The 21,568-nt window shown below is 36.4% G+C and carries 16 protein-coding genes and 3 pseudogenes; 16 read left to right on the top strand and 3 right to left on the bottom strand.

Annotated elements, in window-relative coordinates:
* Positions 1 to 4 precede the first annotated feature (4 nt).
* From GQR55_RS09015 to GQR55_RS09065, 11 genes and pseudogenes are all read left to right on the top strand, one after another.
* On the top strand, positions 5 to 1,924 hold the full coding sequence (locus GQR55_RS09015) for a pilus assembly protein N-terminal domain-containing protein (protein ID WP_166420316.1): 1,920 nt from the start codon (positions 5 to 7) through the stop codon (positions 1,922 to 1,924).
* Complete coding sequence (locus tag GQR55_RS09020; protein WP_165728635.1) at positions 1,921 to 2,598, top strand: hypothetical protein; 678 nt, start codon at positions 1,921 to 1,923, stop codon at positions 2,596 to 2,598. The genes GQR55_RS09015 and GQR55_RS09020 overlap by 4 nt, the downstream gene beginning before the upstream one ends.
* A 372-nt stretch (positions 2,599 to 2,970) precedes the next feature.
* Positions 2,971 to 3,360 carry a hypothetical protein gene (locus tag GQR55_RS09025; RefSeq protein WP_166420317.1) on the top strand — a complete coding sequence of 130 codons (390 nt, stop codon included), beginning with the start codon at positions 2,971 to 2,973 and terminating at the stop codon, positions 3,358 to 3,360.
* 97 nt (positions 3,361 to 3,457) lie between these two features.
* On the top strand, positions 3,458 to 4,222 hold the full coding sequence (locus GQR55_RS09030) for a hypothetical protein (RefSeq protein WP_166420318.1): 765 nt from the start codon (positions 3,458 to 3,460) through the stop codon (positions 4,220 to 4,222).
* A gap of 6 nt (positions 4,223 to 4,228) precedes the next feature.
* Complete coding sequence (locus GQR55_RS09035) at positions 4,229 to 5,527, top strand: ATPase, T2SS/T4P/T4SS family (RefSeq protein WP_166420319.1); 1,299 nt, start codon at positions 4,229 to 4,231, stop codon at positions 5,525 to 5,527.
* Entirely contained in the window at positions 5,520 to 6,395 is an 876-nt protein-coding gene (locus tag GQR55_RS09040) for a type II secretion system F family protein (RefSeq protein ID WP_166420320.1), read from the top strand. Before GQR55_RS09035 ends, GQR55_RS09040 begins: the two co-directional genes overlap by 8 nt.
* Entirely contained in the window at positions 6,392 to 7,207 is an 816-nt protein-coding gene (locus GQR55_RS09045; protein ID WP_166420321.1) for a type II secretion system F family protein, read from the top strand. Before GQR55_RS09040 ends, GQR55_RS09045 begins: the two co-directional genes overlap by 4 nt.
* 9 nt (positions 7,208 to 7,216) lie before the next feature.
* Positions 7,217 to 8,383 (top strand): hypothetical protein, encoded by a 1,167-nt coding sequence (locus tag GQR55_RS09050; protein ID WP_166420322.1) that lies wholly within the window; start codon positions 7,217 to 7,219, stop codon positions 8,381 to 8,383.
* Positions 8,380 to 11,247 carry a response regulator gene (locus tag GQR55_RS09055; RefSeq protein WP_166420323.1) on the top strand — a complete coding sequence of 956 codons (2,868 nt, stop codon included), beginning with the start codon at positions 8,380 to 8,382 and terminating at the stop codon, positions 11,245 to 11,247. The genes GQR55_RS09050 and GQR55_RS09055 overlap by 4 nt, the downstream gene beginning before the upstream one ends.
* 16 nt (positions 11,248 to 11,263) lie before the next feature.
* Entirely contained in the window at positions 11,264 to 11,689 is a 426-nt protein-coding gene (locus tag GQR55_RS09060) for a response regulator (protein ID WP_166420324.1), read from the top strand.
* Positions 11,690 to 12,327: 638 nt separating this feature from the next.
* Positions 12,328 to 13,152: pseudogene (locus tag GQR55_RS09065) on the top strand (alpha/beta hydrolase).
* A 358-nt stretch (positions 13,153 to 13,510) separates the two neighbouring features.
* Here GQR55_RS09065 and GQR55_RS09070 read toward each other — a convergent pair.
* From GQR55_RS09070 to GQR55_RS09080, 3 genes and pseudogenes are all read right to left on the bottom strand, one after another.
* A complete protein-coding gene (locus GQR55_RS09070; protein ID WP_166420325.1) occupies positions 13,511 to 14,470 on the bottom strand; it encodes a sugar-binding transcriptional regulator in 960 nt (319 codons plus the stop codon).
* 248 nt (positions 14,471 to 14,718) lie between these two features.
* Positions 14,719 to 15,165 (bottom strand): annotated as a pseudogene (locus GQR55_RS09075) (TOBE domain-containing protein); the annotation flags it as partial.
* Between the two features lie 218 nt (positions 15,166 to 15,383).
* Positions 15,384 to 15,810, bottom strand: a pseudogene (locus GQR55_RS09080) (hypothetical protein); the annotation flags it as partial.
* A 123-nt stretch (positions 15,811 to 15,933) separates the two neighbouring features.
* On the opposite strand from GQR55_RS09080, the gene GQR55_RS09085 reads away from it, so the two are divergent.
* From GQR55_RS09085 to GQR55_RS09105, 5 genes are read left to right on the top strand one after another with little or no spacing between them, the layout of a single operon-like run.
* Positions 15,934 to 16,317 (top strand): response regulator, encoded by a 384-nt coding sequence (locus tag GQR55_RS09085; protein ID WP_165728620.1) that lies wholly within the window; start codon positions 15,934 to 15,936, stop codon positions 16,315 to 16,317.
* Positions 16,318 to 16,330: 13 nt separating this feature from the next.
* The gene (locus GQR55_RS09090) at positions 16,331 to 17,236 is read left to right on the top strand and encodes a MoxR family ATPase (RefSeq protein ID WP_166420326.1); all 906 of its coding nucleotides are present in this window, start codon (positions 16,331 to 16,333) and stop codon (positions 17,234 to 17,236) included.
* 6 nt (positions 17,237 to 17,242) lie between these two features.
* Positions 17,243 to 18,229, top strand: a complete 987-nt coding sequence (locus tag GQR55_RS09095; protein WP_166420327.1) for a DUF58 domain-containing protein — start codon at positions 17,243 to 17,245, stop codon at positions 18,227 to 18,229.
* Entirely contained in the window at positions 18,229 to 20,199 is a 1,971-nt protein-coding gene (locus GQR55_RS09100; protein WP_166420328.1) for a DUF3488 and transglutaminase-like domain-containing protein, read from the top strand. The genes GQR55_RS09095 and GQR55_RS09100 overlap by 1 nt, the downstream gene beginning before the upstream one ends.
* An 8-nt stretch (positions 20,200 to 20,207) precedes the next feature.
* Positions 20,208 to 21,530, top strand: coding sequence for a Na+/H+ antiporter family protein (locus GQR55_RS09105; RefSeq protein ID WP_166420329.1), 1,323 nt, complete (start codon positions 20,208 to 20,210; stop codon positions 21,528 to 21,530).
* The last annotated feature ends 38 nt before the right edge of the window (positions 21,531 to 21,568 follow it).

Here is a 21,568-nt window from a genome sequence, read left to right on the forward strand (position 1 = left end):
GCTTATGTTAAAATTTATTTTTATACTATTACTGATACCTTTTACCGCCGTAGGCAGTGAAAGTCATTTAGATTATATAGAAAATGCAAATGGTGAGCGGGTACAAAAAGTGTCGCATTTAGTTAAATGGACGCACACTCGCTTTGTGTTCACCCGTGATATTTCGCGTATTGCACTTGGCCATGAAACAACACTTGATGTGAACGTAGTTAATGGGCGTGAGCTACTTATTTTAGCTAAAAAGTTAGGCCGTACATCGATGATGGTATGGTACGACGATAAAAGCTCTGAAACATTTTTACTTGGCGTAACCGAAGACTACAGCGTACTAGAAAATGCCTTAAACGACATCCATCCTGACGTACAGCTAACCATAGCGCCTGATCGCCATGCTGTTGTATTACGTGGTGAAGTACCAACAATAAATTACCGTCATGCCGCTTATGAAGCTGCAAAAAACTACCTTTATGCCAGTAGCTCACAAGCATCACAACCCGTTATCACCTCAAATCCTAACCAAGGTATGTTTAATTCACTTGCTCAACGCTTGCAAGGCTTGGGTAACGCAAACGGCGGCAGCTCTCAAAACTCGAGTAAAGTCGCTATTATTAATTTAATAAAAGTAACTCAAGCACCCAAGCCTAAAGAAGAACGTATTAGCGAAGTAATAAAATCAATGGGCGCAGATAAAGTGACCATTAAACGCATCTCGGTTGATGAGTTATCAAATGACGACAACGATGTGTTTTTACTTTCCGGCTCTGTAAAAAACCAGATAGAGCTAGTGCGCTTATTAAATACAATTAATAAATTATTCGAACCAGAGCAAGCATTACAAACTCAGGGTTCTCCTCTTGATCCTAATAATTTAATGGGCGGCGCAACGCAGGATAAAAGTTCAGGTATTGAAGTACTTGCCAACGAGTCAGGCGGTTTAATAAATGATGCTACCTCAGGATTAAATTTAAGTAATGTGAGTTCTAATATTGCAAGAGCAACGTTGCTGTCAGTGGCTGGCGGTAAAGTTTTGTCGAGTATTGAAGTTGAAGATTTACCGCAAGTGCGTGTATCGGTGCAGCTATACGAAGTAAATCAACGTAGGTTAAAGCAATGGCGCCCAGATATTAGCGTGCTCTCTAATGGATATGAAAAAGAAGCGGGTTTATTTGGCCGTGACGGTATGACTAATCGTGAATCTGGCTCTGCAACAATAGAAAATGCGCTGCAATTAATTGGCGGTCAATTAACTAATAACTTACAGCTTTCTACCTCACAGTTTGCCATTGATATGCTATTTTCATTACTTGAACAAGAAGGTATTTCTCGAACGCTTTCTCGCCCTACAATCACGGTTTTAGCCGGTGAAAGTGCCGTGTTTAAAGTCGGTGGTGAAGTACCTGTACCTACAAGTTATAGCCCTTCAGGAATTACAAGCGGGCAGCAAGGTAGTAGTGGGTCGGTGTTTAGCGGTACAGAATTTAAATCATTTGGAGTTGAATTAAATGTACGCGCCATGGTTGACGACAAAGACAGAATAACACTTGATCTAAACCCTGTAATTTCATTACCCGATACCACGTTAACCGCCGAAATTGCACAAAGTACAGGCAGCAGTTTAAACAGTAGTGCATTTAATACACGCAGCATGCAAACATCAACACGTTTAAAAGACGGACAACCTCTTATTATTGGTGGCTTAATTAGCACCGATAACAACGCAAGCCACGACTTTGTACCTGATGGCAACGGCAATAGCATGCTAGGAAAGTTAAGCGAAACAACCAGTAAAAGTGAAAACAACCGCGAGCTAATTATTGTTGTTACTCCAAACCTGGTGCGTGAGCCAATTAATACCTTACGTTCGTGGGAGCAGGCAAATATAGACACCCAGTTACTTAGTTACATACAGGAGCAAGGGCTATGAAAATATTTTATATAATTTTACTGCTTACTTTATCGGGTTGCGCTCATATTGATTACAAGCCAACAGTAAATCCTTACAACGCGTTGAGTGACATCGTTAAAAAATACCAATTAAATTCCCAACCATTAAAGTGTGAAGGTATAAATGCAAGTAACTGTTTAAACCTAGTGCATGAGGTGAATCAGTTAATGCTTGAACACCCCGATAACAAGGCAATACTTTCAATATCGGCCTACGTACTTTATAAAAGTGGCCGTGCTAATCAATCTCAACAAGTTATAAACACATTACTGAATAAAGCTAATCCACCATTAAATGCAATTACTTTAGGGGTTACGTTAGCAATAGAGCAAGGTAATTTAGCTAAAGCAAAAAGTATTGCTCAATACGGCGTTGATGTTTTTGGTACACATGCTTCACCATACCTGCAAATGGCCTCTATACATTATGCTCAGGGCAGTTACGTTATAGCTTCAAACTACTTAGAGCTTTCGGTTAAGTTTGGTTTAAATAGCACTGCCTATTTTTACCATAAAGGGTTAATTGAAGAAGCTAATACCAATAATTTATTGGCTTGTGGCTACTATGAGCAAGTTTTACGTGCAGAACCCACGCATAAAAAAGCACTTGCTAGGCGCGGTAAACTCTCCGTTTTAGGTAATTGTTATTCTTAAGGCCTTCGGGCCTTTTTTTATACCTAAAATTTGGCATTATTTAGGGCCAAAACCACTTTATTATTTATCAAAAATACAAGTAAAGCTTACGCTCATCCTACGTTTTATACGTAACCTCACAAGACTGCTTTTAATATTTACCCCTTACACTATCCATCAGTTTTAATAATACTTTCAATAACGTAAACCTAGCATTATTTATCTAAAATATTTTTAATATTGATTTGCATTTTGCAAATCAAAAATTAAAACATCTAATAAACAGTAACCATTAAAAACATAACCAACTGTATTTAATAGTTATTTATAGCTGGCATGGTCCTCGCAATATGTAAAGTGAGCATAAGCTCTTCTAATTTAAAGGCTACGATTATGAAAACTACTAAACATAACTTAAATAGCAAAAAGCAAAAAGGTTTTGTACTAACGTCAGAGCTAATCATTCTTTCTACTTCAATGGTAGCGGCACTTGTAATTGGTTTATCTACATTACGTGACTCGGTAACCAGCGAACTTGAAGATGTAGCTGAAGCAATTGGCTCACTTGACCAAAGCTATGTATTTGACGGCATGATTAACGCCGAAGGCACAGCTGAAGTATCAGGTTCTGGGTTTGTAGATTCAGTTGATGTGTACGCAGGCGATGGCAGTTCATTCACTTTTGTTGCATCAGACTTTAGTGAAAGTGCCGCACTTGTTAGTGCAACACCAAGCGGCGATGCTGCAACACGTACAGCAGCAGGCGGTTCGCAAGGTAACTAACGCAAGGTATCCAATATAAGGTAACCAGGTTTGAAAACCAAGCTTAAGGCTCACTGCCACAAAAGTGTGGCAGTGAAAGTTACTCTAGAGGAATATTATGAAAAGTAAAAGTAACAAAGGCGCAACCACAGCGGCTCTCACATTACTCATCACCTCTGGCATGTTAGCTTCGGCTTTGGGTATTAGGCAGGTAAACGATGAAAATAGCGTAACAGCGTGGGTAGTAAACAAAAATATGTCTGCTGGTCAAACAGTTACCGTTCATGATGTAGAGCAAAAAAGTATAGATCCAAGTAACTACTCAAATATTGCACTGAGCGTTCAAAATCCGCGTGCATTAATTGGTCAAAAATTAGCAACTAATAAAATGGTTGAGCAACCCTTGTTCGACACCGATTTTATTAGAGCGAAAAGCCAAAACTTATCAGAAGCGATTCCGGCAGGGCGTGTTTTATATACTTTAAAACTAAATACCTTAGATATTCCGCTTTCGCGTATACACAAAGGAGACCGACTAGACATAGTTGCTAAAACTAATCGTTTAGTAAGAACAGTTGCCCGTGATGTACAGCTTATTGGTGTTTCAAAAGGTCCTAAATCGCAAGCCGCTAAAAGTGGCGTAATGGATAATTTAGCAAAAGAGAAGAGCTCAGCTGGCGGTGTTTCGTTAGTACTTGCGGTGCTTCCAAAAGATGTTTATTCATTGGCTGGTATAGATAATGCCGACAAAGTCTCAATTATTGTGCATAGCGCTTATGACATTGAACAAGGTCGTTTGCAAAACTTTTCACGCTTACAAACCAGTCGCACAATCGAAGTGGTTAAAGGCGTTAAAAATGAAGCTGTATATGTAGCTAAGTGAGTTTTTATGTTTAATTTATCAAGCAAACATGAAGAAGTTCAAACCAGTTTAAGTACCTTCGAAGAGCTTAAAAAGCTATTGCACGATGCCGTTATTGAAGAGTACGAACAAGAGCCAACCGCGCTTTTATCTAGTAATGTTCTCGAAAAAATCTCTGTATTGTGCAGTGATATTCCACAATTTAATCAATCTTCATTTAATCAACATCAGCAAGAGCAAGTTGTACAAGCTGTTTACGACGAGATTAACGGCTTGGGTCCTATTGCACAGTTTATGCTTGATGACCAAGTAAGTGATATTTTAATAAACGACACGCAAGACATTTGGATTGATAAACAAGGCAAGCTACTTTGTACTGCAAGTAAGTTTGATGACGAACGCCATTTACGCCGATTTGTTGATCGCTTACTTGATGGCTGCGGCCGCCAAGTTAATGCATTAATGCCCATCGTTGATGGCAAACTAAAAGATGGTAGCCGTGTGCATATTATTGTACCGCCTGCGTGTACCAGTGCTGCAATTGTATCTATTCGCAAATTTAATCATAAAAAAATAAACGATGAATTTTTAGTTAATAACCATTTTTTAGATAAAAACATCTTATCATTTTTGAAAAGCGCAGTTAAAACAGGCGTTAATATTTTAGTATGTGGTAATGCCGGAGCGGGTAAAACGTCATTATTAAACGTACTTGCTAACTCAATTAACGCAAATGAACGTGTGGTAACCATTGAGGAAAGCGCTGAGCTTAATTTGCATCACAACCATGTTGTGCAACTAGAAGCCCACGACACGAACAGTGACGGTAAAGGCGCAGTAAGCTTAAGAGATTTAGTAAAAGCAGCCCTTAGAATGCGCGCCGATAGAATACTTGTTGGGGAGGTACGCTCTGGCGAAGTAATCGATATGCTCCAAGCAATGAACTGCGGTCATCAAGGTTCGATGACGACCATACATGCCAACAGCGCAAATGATGCCGTTATTCGTTTATCTACTTTAGTGCAGTTACACAATGCACAGCTAAGCGATACACACACAAGTTCGCTAATTGCGTCTAGTATTCAACTTATAGTGCATGTTTCTCGCTCAACCAATGGTACCCGAACTTTAAAAAGTATTGGTGAGATTAAGCTAGTAAATGGCGGGGCACACTTCAGCCCGCTTTACAGTATTAATGAAGCAGAGCCAGTACAAAGTGAGCTAATAGATAATTCAACAGTGATTGAGTTTATGAAAAGCCAAGGGGCAAATGCACAAGAATTGAAAGCATTACTGCACAGTAACCCGGAGGCTAATAATGACTAAACTTGATTATTTATTAGCTGTAGCGGCAGTTATAACCTTTGTACTTGCAGCGAGTGTATTGGTTTCTTTGTATGTGAATAATAAAAGCACCCAGGGCACTAAAAAAGTAGATATTTTAGAAGAAAAAGACGTACTTACTCTGTCACTACGCGTGCTAGGCTTAAACATAAGTAACGCCTGGTTTATAAGCATGGCGTGCTCGCTTTCGAGTAGCTCATGGTTTTTAGCCAGACTATATTACCCCGAGGCATCTACAAGCGCGTTTATAATTTCAATAGTCGTTTTTATAACTTGTTTTATTACTGTGATTGACTTGGCTCATTATAAATTAGCAAAATTTGAGCATCACTTTTTAGAATTTATTGAAACCGTACAATCGTGTTTAAGCACTGGGCTATCGCTACAGCAATCAATGCAGTTTGCTGATGAACATGCAGACCCATATATAAAAAAACAAAGCACCTTACTAATACAACGCATGAGCATGGGTAGTGATGCCGAAACATCATTTGCTCCTTTAATCCAAAGATACAACTGCGAAACAGTTAGATTGTTTGCTCATAGCATCATCACGCATACACAAAGCCAGTGTGACTTAACTGACATGCTAAAAAGCGTATGTAACATGATGTCACTCAGAACTCTCGATCGCCAACAGCTAAAAGCAAAGCTATCGGGTACTAAATATGCGGCTGTATTTAGTGGCTTTTTACCTTATGCCTTAATTCCTTTATTTAGCTATACCGATCCTACCTGGTTTGAACCGTTACTAAACGATCCCAATGGAATCGCATTTATAACAGTTGCACTTATTTGTCAGCTATTTGGATTTTTGTGGCTACGCCTTAGCTTAAGGGTAACATTATGATTGATATACTTTTACTTGTTGGACTTTTAGTGAGTATGGGCTCGTTTATCCATATTCACAGGCAGTCTCTTAAAGTTGAATTAGATAAACCCGATACTAAAAACATTAATTGGTATCCACTAATCATCATCTCTAAACGTCAACTAAGACAAGCAGGGATTCAAATTAATAAAATATTAATAAGCCTGTACTGCTTCAAAGTGGCTGCTACTTTTAGTGCATTTACGGTTATAGAGCTAACAGGTTATGAGCTGAGCCAATCGATTAAATTATTACTGTGTTTTATGTGTTTTTTTGCACCTGAATGCTGGTTTTTATTACGTAAAAATCAACGCAAAACCACTATTAATAATAGTTTAGAGTTTTTTTTACGGGTGCTACTAGTTTACATGCGCGCTGGATTTTCATTAGAGCGCTCATTTGCACTGGCGGTTGATCATGGATTAAGTCAAAAACATCCATTATACAAAGAGCTAAAGTTATTTTTATTTGAATTAAGCGCAGGTAAAGATAGAGAAATTGCATTTAACTCACTTTTTGAAAGAACGGGTGTAATGGGCATTAAAAAACTCGCCAATTTAATGTTAATAGGATCAAAACTCGGCACGCCACTTATCCAAGCAGTAGAGGCCCAACTTGAAGGCCTAGCTCTAAAAAAGAACATTTTACTGGCTAAAAAAGTTAATAAAAAAGCGATGCATACAACCTTTCCCATAATCCTAATTTGTTTTCCGATGTTTTTGGTATTGGTATTTTTCCCCGCAGCATTACAAGTTATGAACGTACTTAAAATGCTTGTAGAAGTGTTATAGGAGTTTGATATGAAAAAGCATTATCAACAAGGGTACATACTTACTATCGAGCTTATTTTAATTATAACAATTTTAATTATTGGCTCGATTGGTGGTGTTATTTTAGTAAGGGATGCCCTTATTAAGCGTCATCAAACTAAGGTAGATAATCAAATTACCGTAGTAGATGCCAATAACAAACCGCTCGGTATTGCAGTTAGTTTTGACGAACACCAAGCCCCACTCATTTTTTATACAGACCGGGGAGAAAACAACACTTACAGGGCATTAATAGGCATACGAGATGATAGGTTTACCTCACGAGAAGCTGTTTATTACGATGCACCAAATTGCCAAGGTAATCCTTGTTTAAAAGGGTTAAGCGATGAAGCAACAGACAGCCAAGGTGTAAGTAAACTAAATAATACCGGTAATGTGAGTTATATAAATGCGCTACAGCAAGGTCCAAATTACGCAATAGGGCAGTTAGGTAATACCGTTATTGGTCAGTTATTAAGAAGTACGCCACAACAATGCCCTGCTAATAGTGAACAAATTCTATCTCGTTATGTATCGCAAAAAGTAGTAACAGGCTCACCTTGTGAAAGCTTTGAAATAGATAAACAACCGGCCGACAGCAGTTGTTTGGTTGGAGTAACCGCTTTAGGAAATCCACTGTTAGGTACAAGTGAACAAGGTTTATCGCAATCGTGTGACTCGTGTAAAACCGGTTACGAATCACAAGGCGACATACTCGATTTATATTTACCACAGGTAGAACCGCTTTTAAATACAGCCCTTAATGCACTGTCATTAGTTGGTATTGGAACAAACGTTGATATAGAGCTTGGCACAATATGCTGCCCCGAAGGTACACGCTTAGAAGATGATGAAAACATTGTAGAGACGCTTGTTTTCACTATTTTAAAAACAACGTTTGAGTTGGTCGGAATCGACTTAGTTAACAACCTGATTATAAGCGAAACACTGAGCTTAATAGGCATTGAGCCAGGCGTTACATACTGTAAAACATCACTGAATTTAGTAAATGCAGAACAAGTAATTAATATCACCACCGGCGAGCCCGCACTTAGTAGCTTAACACCACCATTTAAAGTTTTACTGCCAGTACACAGCGGTCAAAACAGTACAACGTGGATACATACTCCCCCTAAAGGGGAAGGAGAACGTCAATGAACGCCTCAAATATATTTACCTCACATGATAATTTAGTAGATGCAAAACCTGATGAAATCTCGTTAGAAATTAAAGAAACCCTAACCTTACTAAAGCAATTTTATGATGTGCCTATTGTTAAATTTATCGATTTTAGAGAAATTTATTCAGACCAACTAATAACTTGCAACGATAAAGAAAGCGTTGAAAATGAGTTATTAAGCTATCAAAAGCGCTGTACACAAGAAAAATTATATTTGTTCGAAGATACTTTTTTTGATGAGATATCTAGTAATACCCATAATTTAATTCGTTTTTATGCACAATATCCAATTTATAGCGCCACAAATAAAGTAATTGGCGTATTGCTAATGGCTGATTTAGCACCTAAAACATTAATAGGTTCGCAAAAAGATCAGTTTATTTCATTTTCTCAATTATTGCAGACACAATTAAATAAAAGCTCAGATTCGATAGATGATAAAAGTACTAAATCTATAAATAAAATTAATAATGGAGCTAAATATATTCATGTATTTAGTTTAGCTCCCGTGGCTTTTTTAATTGCATTAGTATTATTCTCATTCACTGCATTACTACTTTATACTATTGAAAAAAAAGAGCTGCAAAGTGATTATAATCAACAAACTCAGCAGTTACGTAAAACATTATTTAATGCATTAGAGCGGTTTGATAATCAAGGATTATATATATCGCAAAAAGATTTAGTGATTGCTGGCTTTTTACAAAGTCAAAATAACTATACAAAAGAGCAACTTAATAATTTAGTACAAAGCCAGGTTTCACAAAATTTAACCTACAAAGGTTACGTTGTGTTTGATTCTGAATATAACCAACTCGCACTTTGGTCTAAAAACAACTTTGATTTAGCTGCGTATGGGTTCACTAACTGGTTAAAAAGATTTGATTACAGAGCGAATAAACAATCAGTAGAAGTGTTTACTGTTGCTGATACAGCCTTCTTAATTTCTGAAATAAAAATAAAGCAAGGCTCTATTTATACTCTTACTGCATTTGATTTAAGTAATTTTTTAAAAGCCGTTATTGGTAAATTAAATACTGAAAACTATAACGTTTTTATAGTAACTCCACAGTTTACTTTAGGAAAAAAAGGAGAAGTAAACCCTAGTATAATTAAAAATAGTATTAGTGCTTTAAGCAATCGTTTTCCACCTACGTGGCGCTTACACGTGCAACCAATGAGTAAAATTATAAGACCACAAGTTACTAAATATAGCTTAATTAGATTAGGGTTAATCGCTTTTTGTGTATTCGCGTTTGTGTATTATTTTTTACGCTTGCCAAGGCGTTTACATAATGAAATAAAACAAAAAAATCAGTTAATCCTTAATCGAGAAGAGTTATTTTCAAGTTCACTTGATGCACTCCCACATGGCTTTGCTATTTTTAATAGCCACGAATTTCCAGTGATAACTAACAACGCATTCAATCTTTTATTCGCACAGGTAAATAAACAAAATAATCAGTTATCGTATGGCCAGATGATAAGTATTGCGCAGCAGCAAAATATTATAAACCATTACCATGAGCATCATAAACTAGACGACGATCGTAACCAATTAATAGATATAGGTTTTACCGACGGGAAATGGATAACCGTATTACAAAGACATACAGATTTTAATGGTTTTGTTTGCTACTTTAGAGACGATACAGAGGCACATCAAAAAGAAAGTTTACTCGCTGATGTGCTTGAAAAATCAAAACAGACAAATCAACTAAAAGAAAAATTTGTTTCAAGGCTTACCCTGCAATTAAAAGCGCCGCTGTCGTCTTTGCAATCATTAGTTGAAATATCTAAAGACCCAATAAGCTTTAACGAATTTAAAAATAACGTGGGTAGCATATCAAATGTGTGCGACCAACTTGAAAGTGTAATTCAACAACTCGTAAATATAAATAAATCGGAGAGTGGTAAGCTTAAGCTTCAGTCCAAAAATGTAGACCTAAATAAAATGATTAATAACAATATTTCAATTTTGACTAAAGAGGCTGAAAATAAAAAAATAATTTTAAAAAACAATATTGCATCTGAGTTAACCGTAGCAAGCGATGAAAAGTTAATATCTCAATTGGTTATTCAGTTAGTGACAGAGATCGTAGATTCAGCGAATAATACAACGCTATGTATTAACGCACAGATTGAAAATGAAAGTAATCGAAACTACTTACACCTAGACTTTTCATTAAGTAATTTAATCAACAGCAGCCATTTCATAACTGAGCTTAAAAGTATATCGGGTGACGATATAACACGCTTTATAGATGATAAAGACTTATCACTAGAGCTAAAATTTTTCATTTCAATATTTAAAATGTTAGGTGGTAAAGCGATATCAATTAATAGCAGTACGAGTAAAACAACGATAGCACTTTCTATGCTTGTAAACTTAGCGAGCAAAAAAATCAAAGACGAACTAGAGGGTGTAAGCAGTTCGCAAATAAACACTAATTCGGTAACCGACCTGTTAACTACAAAACAGAAAAATACTTTATTACTTGTTGACGACGATCCTCTAGTAGAAATTGTTATTAGAGCAATGCTAAAAAATGAAAACATTAAAATAGATTACGCATGTAATGCGATAGAGGCAATGTTAATGGTATCTCAAAATAGTTACGACATTATTTTAATGGATATAGTTATGCCTGAGCTATCGGGAACTGACGCGATGTTAAAAATTAAAAAACACAGTGATAACTCTAAAACTAAAATCATTGCACATACTTCTACACCCGATACAGATTCTAAATACGTAAATCAGGGTTTTGATGACTTACTATTAAAACCGGTAAAGCAGGGTGTTTTAATAAACCAAATATCACGTATTTTAAAAAGATAAGCCACTGGAGTAATAAATGAATAATACTATTGGATATATGGCAGAAGTTATCGATTTTAAAGTAACACCTATAGATAACACTAAAAGACTACTTTTAGTAGATGATGATTTACTAATAGAAATTGTAATTAGAAAAATGCTCAAAGAAGAAAATATTTTAATTGATTTCGCATCAAGTGCAATAGAGGCGCTACTCATGGTTTCTCAAAATATTTACGACATTATTCTAATGGATATAGTCATGCCGCAATTTACAGGCACTGACGCAATGCTAAAAATAAGAAAGCATGCTGATGCATCAGCAACAAAAATTATTGCTCATACATTTAGTGAAAACGAGAATAACGATAACAAATATGTGAAACTTGGGTTTAACGGTCTTTTATTAAAGCCGGTTAAGCAAACTGTATTAATTGAAAATATTAGATCGTTTTTAGAATAATTAAGTGGCATTAACAGAGCAGTTAACGATTTTAGGACGACACCCATCTAAATTAATTTGGGATTTTACTTTATTACGAGAGGTAAACTCGTGCCTACGGGTTAGGCTATGTTTGTCGGCGCTGCTTTATGCCACGTTTTTGATTTTGCTTTTACTACACGCGAGGTAAACTCGCGACTACGGGTTAGGTTATATTTGTAGGCGCTGCTTTATGCCGCATTTTTGGTTTTGGTTTTATTACACGCGAGGTAAACTCGCGACTACGGGTTAGGTTATAGGTCATTTTGGAATAATTAAGGGGCAGCAGCAGGGCGGTTAACTATTTTATTCTTCAGTAAAAACAATCCCATTGAAATATTGTCAGCTACGCTTTTGTAATTGTTGCATATATAAGAGTCATCGTTTCACACCTCCTAAAGCAATTTAATAATCACAATTATTAAACCCTATAATTTTATGGGGTAAGTAAACCAACTTAGCCTAGAGCCTACGTATCACAGGGGTTTAACTTCAAAAATATTATGATGGTTCAATAACTATTAGATACTCATCTTGGGATGAAATTTGCTTTATAAGGCTATATTCCAATTTTATATTTTACTAAATATTATAATTTTTAAAGTTAACGAGGCAGAACTATGAACATAACACAGTACGTTACAGTAGAAGGCCATCAAATTGCTTATCAAGAAATGGGACAAGGAACACCTTTATTATTGATACATGGTATACCGACTAATAAAGCATTATGGCGAAATGTTATGCCAAAACTAGCATCTAAGAATCGCGTAATAGCACCTGATTTACTCAATTTTGGTGAATCTGATATGCCAAGCGACACAGATGTATCTATAAATGCGCAATGTAGAATAATGCTTAAGTTTATGGAAGAACTAAATATTTCTAAAACAAATGTTGTAGCTCATGACATTGGTGGCGGTATAGCTCAATTAATGGCGGTGAATCAACCGGATAAAGTAAACGGATTAGTTTTAATCGACAGCGTATGTTTTGATTCTTGGCCAATACCAGAATTTGAACCTTTATTAGAACCAGGCGTATAAGAAAAAACAACGGTAGCCGAATTTGTGGATACATTAAGAGATTTCATGCCTAAAGGTGTATACGACTCGAGCGTAATGACTGAAGAGTTGATGAAAATATACTTAACACCATGGAGCAACGAGCAAGGAAAAGCCGCTTTATTTAATAACATGCGTAGGCTCAATAAAGAATATACCGAGGCTATTACAGGCGATCTTAAAAACTTATCTCATGAAACACTTATAATATGGGGTGAAGAAGACAAGTTTCAAAAGCCAAAGTATGCACCAATGTTAGAACAAGCCATACCAAATTCATCATTGATTTGGATAGATAAAGCCGCACATTGGGTTATTGATGAATACCCAGATAAAGTGTCAGAGCTCATTGGTGAATACATAAATGATAAAACATTCTAGAGCATCAAAAATACATCAACTGGATAGTTTAAAAACTATTAAACTCAATAGCTTGAGTTTTTCTATGTAGTATAGCTACCAGGTAATTAGGTAAGACACTAATTTTATAACAAACAGGTTAACGCTTATTAAACAGCCAAAAAATGGCATTTATACGTTAAATAATGAAGGTGAGTAACTTGCTTATGTACTTATTTATGCTATTTAACATAATATAAATTATAGGTAGTTTATGACTATATAGTAAGAGCGCTTAAATGCGTCCTTACTATGTCCAATACTAGACGGTATCGGACATTAAGTGATTTTATTACAATAACAGGTATTACTAATATAGATGCTTTATTTATCAAATTGTCTAATCAATACTTAGTAAACGCTCAGCTGTATATTCGTTAGTAATTAATCCACTGATCATGTTTGACCTTACTGCGCCCAAAATGGCTAACACTTTTTCTTCACCAGCAGCTATCGCATAAATCTGTTTGTTAGCATTTGTTTTTAATGGCGTACTTGCTACACGCTGATTAACTGTGCAATCTAAAAGCTTACCGTTTTTATCAAACACCCAACTAATCATTTCACCAATGGCACCGAGTTCTTGTAACTCTTTAAGTTCTTGCGCATCAATAAAACCATCTATATGTAATGGCGATTTTTCACCTAAGCTACCAATACCCACAAATGTTACATCGGCATCTTTAGCGAGTTTTAAATTACCGGTAATATTTTGTTGTGCATGTAACTGTTCTTTTTCTTCAATACTTCTTGGTAAAACTGGCAATGGCATTGGGTAATGTTTTGCATTGGTGTGTTCGGCCATTCTTACTACAACATCATAAGGTGAAGCCGATCCATCCAAAGCCATATTACCCAGCATTGCTACAATTTTATGTTGCGGACAATCAACAGTTCTTAGCTCATCTACACATGAACGCAAAACCCGACCGGTTCCCATAGCAAGTACTTTTGGTTGTTCTGATTTTAAATGTCGTTCTATTTCTGCCGCGCCAGCTTGAGCCAAACCTAATGTCGATGAAGGTTCAGACGGATCGCTCGGTACAACTTCGCACGAATCTAACCCAAAACGGCTTTTTATTTTTTCGGCCAGATCCATACATTTAGCAATCGGGTGATCTAGCCTAACTTTAATTAGCCCTTGGCTAACTGATAACGCAACCATTCTTTGTGCAGACTGACGAGATATGTTGAGCTTTTTAGCTATTTCATCTTGCGTTTTACCGCCAACATAATACAACCACCCTGCTCTGGCCGCATCGTCTAGCTTTCTAATTTCTGTATTTGATAGCTTTACCACGTAAACCTCTTAAAATAGAAGGAAAACTAAGTCCTTATTTTCATTACATAATTTTAATTATATGTGCTGCTATATAAATTATTTTATTAATTTTGGAGTATCTATTTATTAATAACGTTTTTGTTATTTATAGTTGTAAATATACCATTCCTTAATAAAAAATACCTAGGTTTCATAGGATTATGTAATTAGAATTTAGTTAATAGCACCTTTATAAAAGTGCTATTTAAGGTAATTTAAAATTGGGTTTAGCTAATTGTTAAACCATTATTATCAAACTTTAATACTTTATCTGCAGGTGCGCTTAGGTAAATACTGTCGCCATATTTTAATGGGCAATCACCATCAGCTTTTACTGTTACGGTACCTTTTCCTTCAATATTTATATGTAAAAAGCTCTCCGATCCTAAGTGTTCAATAACACCGACAGTACCCGCCCAAGTGCCGCTTTCTGAAGAGAGTGTTATATGCTCTGGGCGAATACCAATACAACTAACAGTCGTATCTTCATTTTGTGTAGCATCTATAAAATTCATTTTTGGCGAACCAATAAAACCCGCTACAAATTTGTTTACAGGATTTTTGTAAAGCTCTAGAGGTGTACCTACCTGTTCAATAATACCGGCATTAAACACAGCAATTCTGTCTGCCATTGTCATGGCTTAAACCTGAACGCTTGTAACATAAACCATTGTTTTTACTAAATTTTAAGCGCCCATACTTATAAAGCCACACGCGAACATAATTAATTTATTTTTCATCGGGTATTCCCCATACACGTTATGCTTTAACAAGGGCTATTAAATTTCAATCTATTTCCAATTCTATTTATGGCAGTTTTAAAGTATAAAACTGCCCACAAAGTGCATTTTTAGGCGCTTTATATAAATAGATGGACTAGTTGGATAATGATTTAAAACTTAACAGAGATTTCTGAAGTGAAGCCGTCAAATCCTTTACCGATTTGGCCGCCCGAATTAACACCTTCTTCTTGATTAACATACTCAACTTTTAAAAGCGTTTTATCGTTAAACCAGTAACCTGCGGCTACTTGTATACGCTCCACTGTGTTGTCTGTTTGTTCAATTAAGTCGGAAGTGTTTTCGGCTTCTGCATAACGAGCCGCTACATATAGCTTTTTAGGGATTAGATATTATTGTGCTTCAAACACGAAGTACTCAACCGATGAGTCGCCTTCTATTGCACTGTTTGAATCAAAAGTAGTGCCATTTTCATCTGCTATGCCGTTAGATGCATCTGAGAACGTATAATCTACCCACCATAAAAATCAGACTAATCTCGTCAGATGTTTGATAAGCTAAGTTAAGCTGGATGATCGATATTAGTTAAATCTATAAATAGTTTATTTATTAGTGTTTTTTAAGTAACGTTCTTGAGCTTATGAAGGGGTTAGCTTAGTATTAAAGCACTTAAGATGTACTCAAAATAGAAGTTACCTACATATGGAATTTGTTCGCCCGCTAGAGCCTATCCTCATTATTGATGATGTTAAGGAAATTCGTGATTATCTAAACCAAATTTTAACTGAGTTAGGGTTTGAAGATATATTAGAAAGTGCCGATTTTAGCTCTGCTAAGCCTATTATGGACAAAAAACCGCCAGGCGTTATATTTGTAGACGTTGATTTACCTGACTCTGACGGTACGGATATATTAGAATACATTAATAGTACCTACCCGCATACTCATGTTGTTATGTGCTCTGGCCATAATAGCCTCGAAAACGTGCAAAATACGTGGGAAATGGGCGCTAAAGGCTTCATTGCAAAACCATTTAATACAAAAAAAGTAGACACCGTAATGAAGCGTCTTGAAATAATAGAATAATAATAAGGTTAACATGCAAAGCACTGTTACTGCGATTATAGAAGATCTTTCGAGTGTTATATTTGGTAAACAGCAACAAATAAAACTGGCACTTACTTGCTTATTTAGTGAGGGACATTTACTCATTGAAGATTTACCAGGTATGGGAAAAACTACCCTTTCTCATGCATTGTCGGCTGTATTAGGTTTATCGTATCAGCGTATACAATTTACCAGTGATCTTCTTCCTGCTGATATTTTGGGTACTAATGTGTTTAACTCTACCGAGCACAGTTTTACGTTTCATAAAGGCCCTATTTTTAGCCAAGTTGTTTTAGCTGATGAAATAAACCGCGCAGGACCCAAAACACAAAGTGCGTTGCTTGAAGCAATGGAAGAGCAACAAGTAACAGTTGATGGAAAAAAATATACGCTGCCAAATCCATTTTTTGTTATCGCAACACAAAACCCGCTTTATCAATCGGGTACTTATCCGTTACCCGAGTCGCAATTAGACCGTTTTTTAATGCGTATAAGCTTGGGGTTTCCTCCTAAAGAGGCCGAAAAACGCTTAATTTTGAATATGCAAAAACGAGATTACAGCCAATTACCGCAGCGAATTAACAAACAAGAGCTTGCTGAAATTCAATCCAAAATAAGCAAAATAACACTAAGTAGCCCAGTGGTTGACTACATTATTGAACTAGTTAATTACACTCGTACGAGCAATGCGTTTGCAGCATCGCTATCACCGCGTGCAAGTATGGCTTTGGCTAAAGCAGCTAAGTCATGGGCTTTTATTGATGGCCGTGATTTTGTAATGCCAGAAGATGTTCAAGCCGTATTTGCAAGTGTGTGTCAGCATCGATTAGGTTTGCATAATGAGTCCGGTGAAGCGCAAGTAAACGATATTTTAAAAAACGTTTTAGTTCCGGTATAAACTTTCATGCCAAAAAAAACAGCTAAGCGCCCTTCTTTATTTAAGTCATTTAAGCGAGGTGTATTTAATAAATTATTAAAAAATAAGCATTTAAAAAACTCAATTACACTTGAACACAGAACAATTTATGTATTGCCATCATCCCTTGGTTGGTACTTTGTAATTGTGGCTATTTTAAACTTTGTGATGGGCATTAATTATCAAAATAATTTAATTTTAATAATGTCTTATCTTATGTTTGTGGTGATGATTATTGCTGTATTAATGGGCTACAGTAACGCTAAAGGCTTAACGGTTAAATTTAAAGATGCATTTAACAGCTACGCTCCTCAAAAACCGAGTATTGTATTTGAATTACAAAGCGCTAGAGTTACCCAATCTATTAATTTAACATATCAAGGTAGTGAGCAAACTCACAAACATACCGACGAAGTTGATAGTAAGACTCAGTTACTTACACTCAACTTACCCTACAGCTCACGCGGTAAGTACTCAGTGCAACGTATTAAAATAGCGAGTAACTACCCCTTTGGCTTAATAACTGTTTGGAGCTACATTCAATTACAAACAGATGTTTTTGTATACCCGTCGCTTGAACAAGTACACAGTGATGCGCATGTTTCTATGCTTGATGAGCAAGCCGATAAAGGTATTTCTACACAATCTGGTAGCGAAGAGTTTGAGTCGTTAATCCCACATTTACCAGAGATGGGCTTGCAAAGAGTGTCGTGGAAGCATTACGCAAAAACACAGCAGTTGTTAGTAAAAGAGTTTGTAGACTTTAAAACAGCGAATGCGCTCTTCGATTTTACGTTAATGAATGGAGATACAGAACAACGTTTAAGCCAGTTATGCTTTTTAGTGTGTGAAGCAACCGAGAAAAACACCCCTTTTATGTTAAAGCTACCGAATAAAACAATAAATACAAATACCGGACAGCAACATAAGCAGCAATGCTTAGAATTATTATGCTCATTTAATGGTGATGTGTAATGGACATACTTAAAAACGAAAAAGTAATAAATTATTCGCTGTCTTTTATATATGCATGTTTAATTGTATTTTTTGTATCACATTTACCGCTTGCTTTTGTAGGTGTACTTTCACTTATTTGTGCATGGAACTTTTACATAACGCTGAGTAATAAACCAAAGCCAAATGCTTGGCTGGCAAATATACTCGCAGGTGTGTCACTAGGTTTAATGCTCTACACAGTAGGCATGTCGGATACGGTTATTTTATTTGTGGCCATGCTGCTACTTGCTAGTTTATTTAAGCTGCTGCAGGCTAAAACCAAAAAGCATTATCATGTAATTACAACGCTTACATTTTTTTCACTCTCATCGGTGTATTTATTTAACCAAAGTATTTTAACGACGTTAACTGTAAGTGGTTTATACATATTAAACTTTGCAGTACTTGGTCTACTTGAGTCAAAACATAATTTAAAAATAGCCTCTAAACAAAGCAGTAAACTGCTACTTTTAGCGCTTCCTTTAGCTATATTTTTACTACTTTTCTTACCAAAAATGCCCGCTTTTTGGCAACTCCCTGGGCCAAAACTTGCAAAAACTGGGCTTTCTGAACAAGTCGATCCATTCGATATTGCAAAGCTTTCAAATTCAGATGAGCTGGTGTTTAGAGCTAAATTTAATGAAAGAAAACCTGTACCCCCCTATTACTGGCGAGCAATAGTGCATGATGAATTTAATGGCAATGCATGGCTAACGTCTGATTTTTTAAAATATAATAATTTAAAAAGTAATATTGAGAGTACAAATGACGAGCAACTTATTGCAAGCTACTCAATTATTACTGAGCCCGCTACGCAAAAATGGCTCTATGGTTTAGCGTATTCAAGCAGCAACTCACAAAATGTTGAAGGTAATTCACTCGGTTTATTACGAAAAAAAAGCCGCCAAGCTAAAAGCTTACAATACGATGTAAACAGCTTTAGTTTATCAGCTTTACCACTTGGACAATTTGAAGAAAAACGCTACAAATATCTAGCTCATAAAGAGAACGTAAAAACATCATCACTTGCTAAAAACCTAAAGCAAGATACACACTCTGACCGCGATTTTTACAATAGCTTATTACAATACTTTGCAGGTACAGGATTTACTTATACGTTAACACCCACTCCGATGAGCGGCGATAACACGATTGACCAATTTTTATTTGAAAACCAACGTGGATTTTGTGGTCATTATGCAAGCGCCGCTGCGTACATTTTTAGAACCGCAGGTATACCCGCTCGATTAGTAAGTGGTTATTTAGGCGGTGAATTAAACCAAGATAATAATACGCTAACAGTTCGCCAGTACGATGCGCATGCGTGGGTAGAAGTATATTTACAAAACGAAGGTTGGGTTATTTTTGATGCAACCGCTGTTGTCGCACCGGAGCGTTTAAATGGCTCGCTTTCGCAAAACGAAGAGCTGAATGACGAATTTAAAAGTAATCTTGATTTTGGTTTAGTGAGTTTAAGTAATTTCCCCGCTATTAATTGGTTAAGGTTGGAACTTGAAAATCTCGATTATCAATGGTCTAGCTGGGTACTTGGTTTTGACGAAGAAAAACAAAATGATTTTTTAAAATCAATTTTTGGTAGTAAAAACATTTGGCTTGTACCATTAATGGTTTTACTAACAGCTGGTTTTTGTTTTGTAGGTTATTTTGTGTATTTAAACTTACCAAAACGCCCGACTAAATTAGCGCCTATGGTTAAAGAATTTTATGAAGTAAAAGCATGGGCGAAAAAACAAAAAATAAATACACCCGATAATTTAACACCGAGTCAGCAGTTACATTTTTTTGCTGATCAACTTCCTCGTTCTGCACAATCTATAAACACATTTAGTCAGTTATTTAACCAAGTACGCTATAGTAAAAAACCTTTTACGAAAGAGCGTAAAACTCAGGCTAAAGATCTGATAAAATTAATTAAAATTTCCAAATAGAGAATACTATGAATGCTGTTGTTATAGGCGTTATTTTAATGCTCGGGCTATCTCTGGCTCGCGTTAACGTCATTGTTGCCATGATCATAAGTGCTTTAGTTGCTGGTTTAACAGCAGGCTTGGGTATAAAAGAAAGTGTTGATGCATTTAATTCTGGCCTTTCTGCCGGAGCTGAAATTGCACTAAGTTATGCCATGCTCGGTGCATTTGCCGTTGCTATTTCTAAGTCGGGTTTAACACGCATTCTCGCTGATAAGTTACTTGCTAAAGTAAATGCTAAAGGCAGCGGGAATGAAACATTTTTAAGTTACTTCATTTTATTAATTATTTTAGGTTGTGCAATTTCTTCGCAAAACTTAGTACCTGTACACATAGCGTTTATTCCTATTTTAATCCCACCGTTACTCGTTGTTTTTAATCAGTTAAGATTAGACAGGCGTGCTATAGCGTGTATTTTAACATTTGGATTAGCAACCTCTTATATGGTGCTGCCTTATGGTTTTGGTGGTATTTACTTGTATTCTATTTTACATAAAAATCTAGTTGATAACGGCCTAGACATTGTAAATACACAAGTCCCTATGGCGATGATAATTCCTGCATTAGGTATGTTTATTGGATTACTTATTGCGACATTTATTACCTACAAAAAACGCCGCGAATACACAGAGCAGCCATTAACAACTCAGAGTAAATCGGCTGAGGTAGAAAACCCTAAAAAAGTAATGATTGTAGGGCTATGTGCGGTACTTGCCTCACTTGTTGCACAAAACCTAAGTGGCTCAATGATTTTAGGCGGTTTAGTAGGTGTAATGATATTTAGTGTATTTGGTGTAGTTAAGTGGGAAGAAAACGGCGACGTATTTAGTAAAGGCGTTGCGATGATGGCGATGATTGGTTTTATTATGATATCGGCACAAGGCTTTGCATCAGTTATGCAGGCTACTGGCGACGTAGCGAGCTTAGTACACAGCTCAGCCGCACTTTTTGATGGTAATAAACCTTTGGCCGCAGGTGTTATTTTGTTAGTCGGGTTATTAATTACAATGGGAATTGGTAGTTCGTTTTCGACAGTGCCTATTATTGCAACTTTGTTTGTTCCTTTGTGTTTAGATCTTGGGTTTTCGGTTATGGCTACCGCCGCACTGGTTGGTACTGCGGGTGCTTTAGGTGATGCAGGCTCCCCTGCTTCAGACTCAACACTTGGCCCAACATCAGGTTTAAATGCCGATGGCCAGCACGACCATATTAGAGACTCTGTTATTCCAACGTTTATTCACTTTAACATTCCGCTGCTGATATTTGGCTGGATTGCAGCAATGGTGCTTTAAGTAGTATGCATGTAAGTATTAGTAAATTTAATTAAAAG

The organism is Pseudoalteromonas sp. Z1A8, from assembly GCF_011378855.1.
Taxonomy (GTDB): Bacteria; Pseudomonadota; Gammaproteobacteria; order Enterobacterales; family Alteromonadaceae; genus Pseudoalteromonas.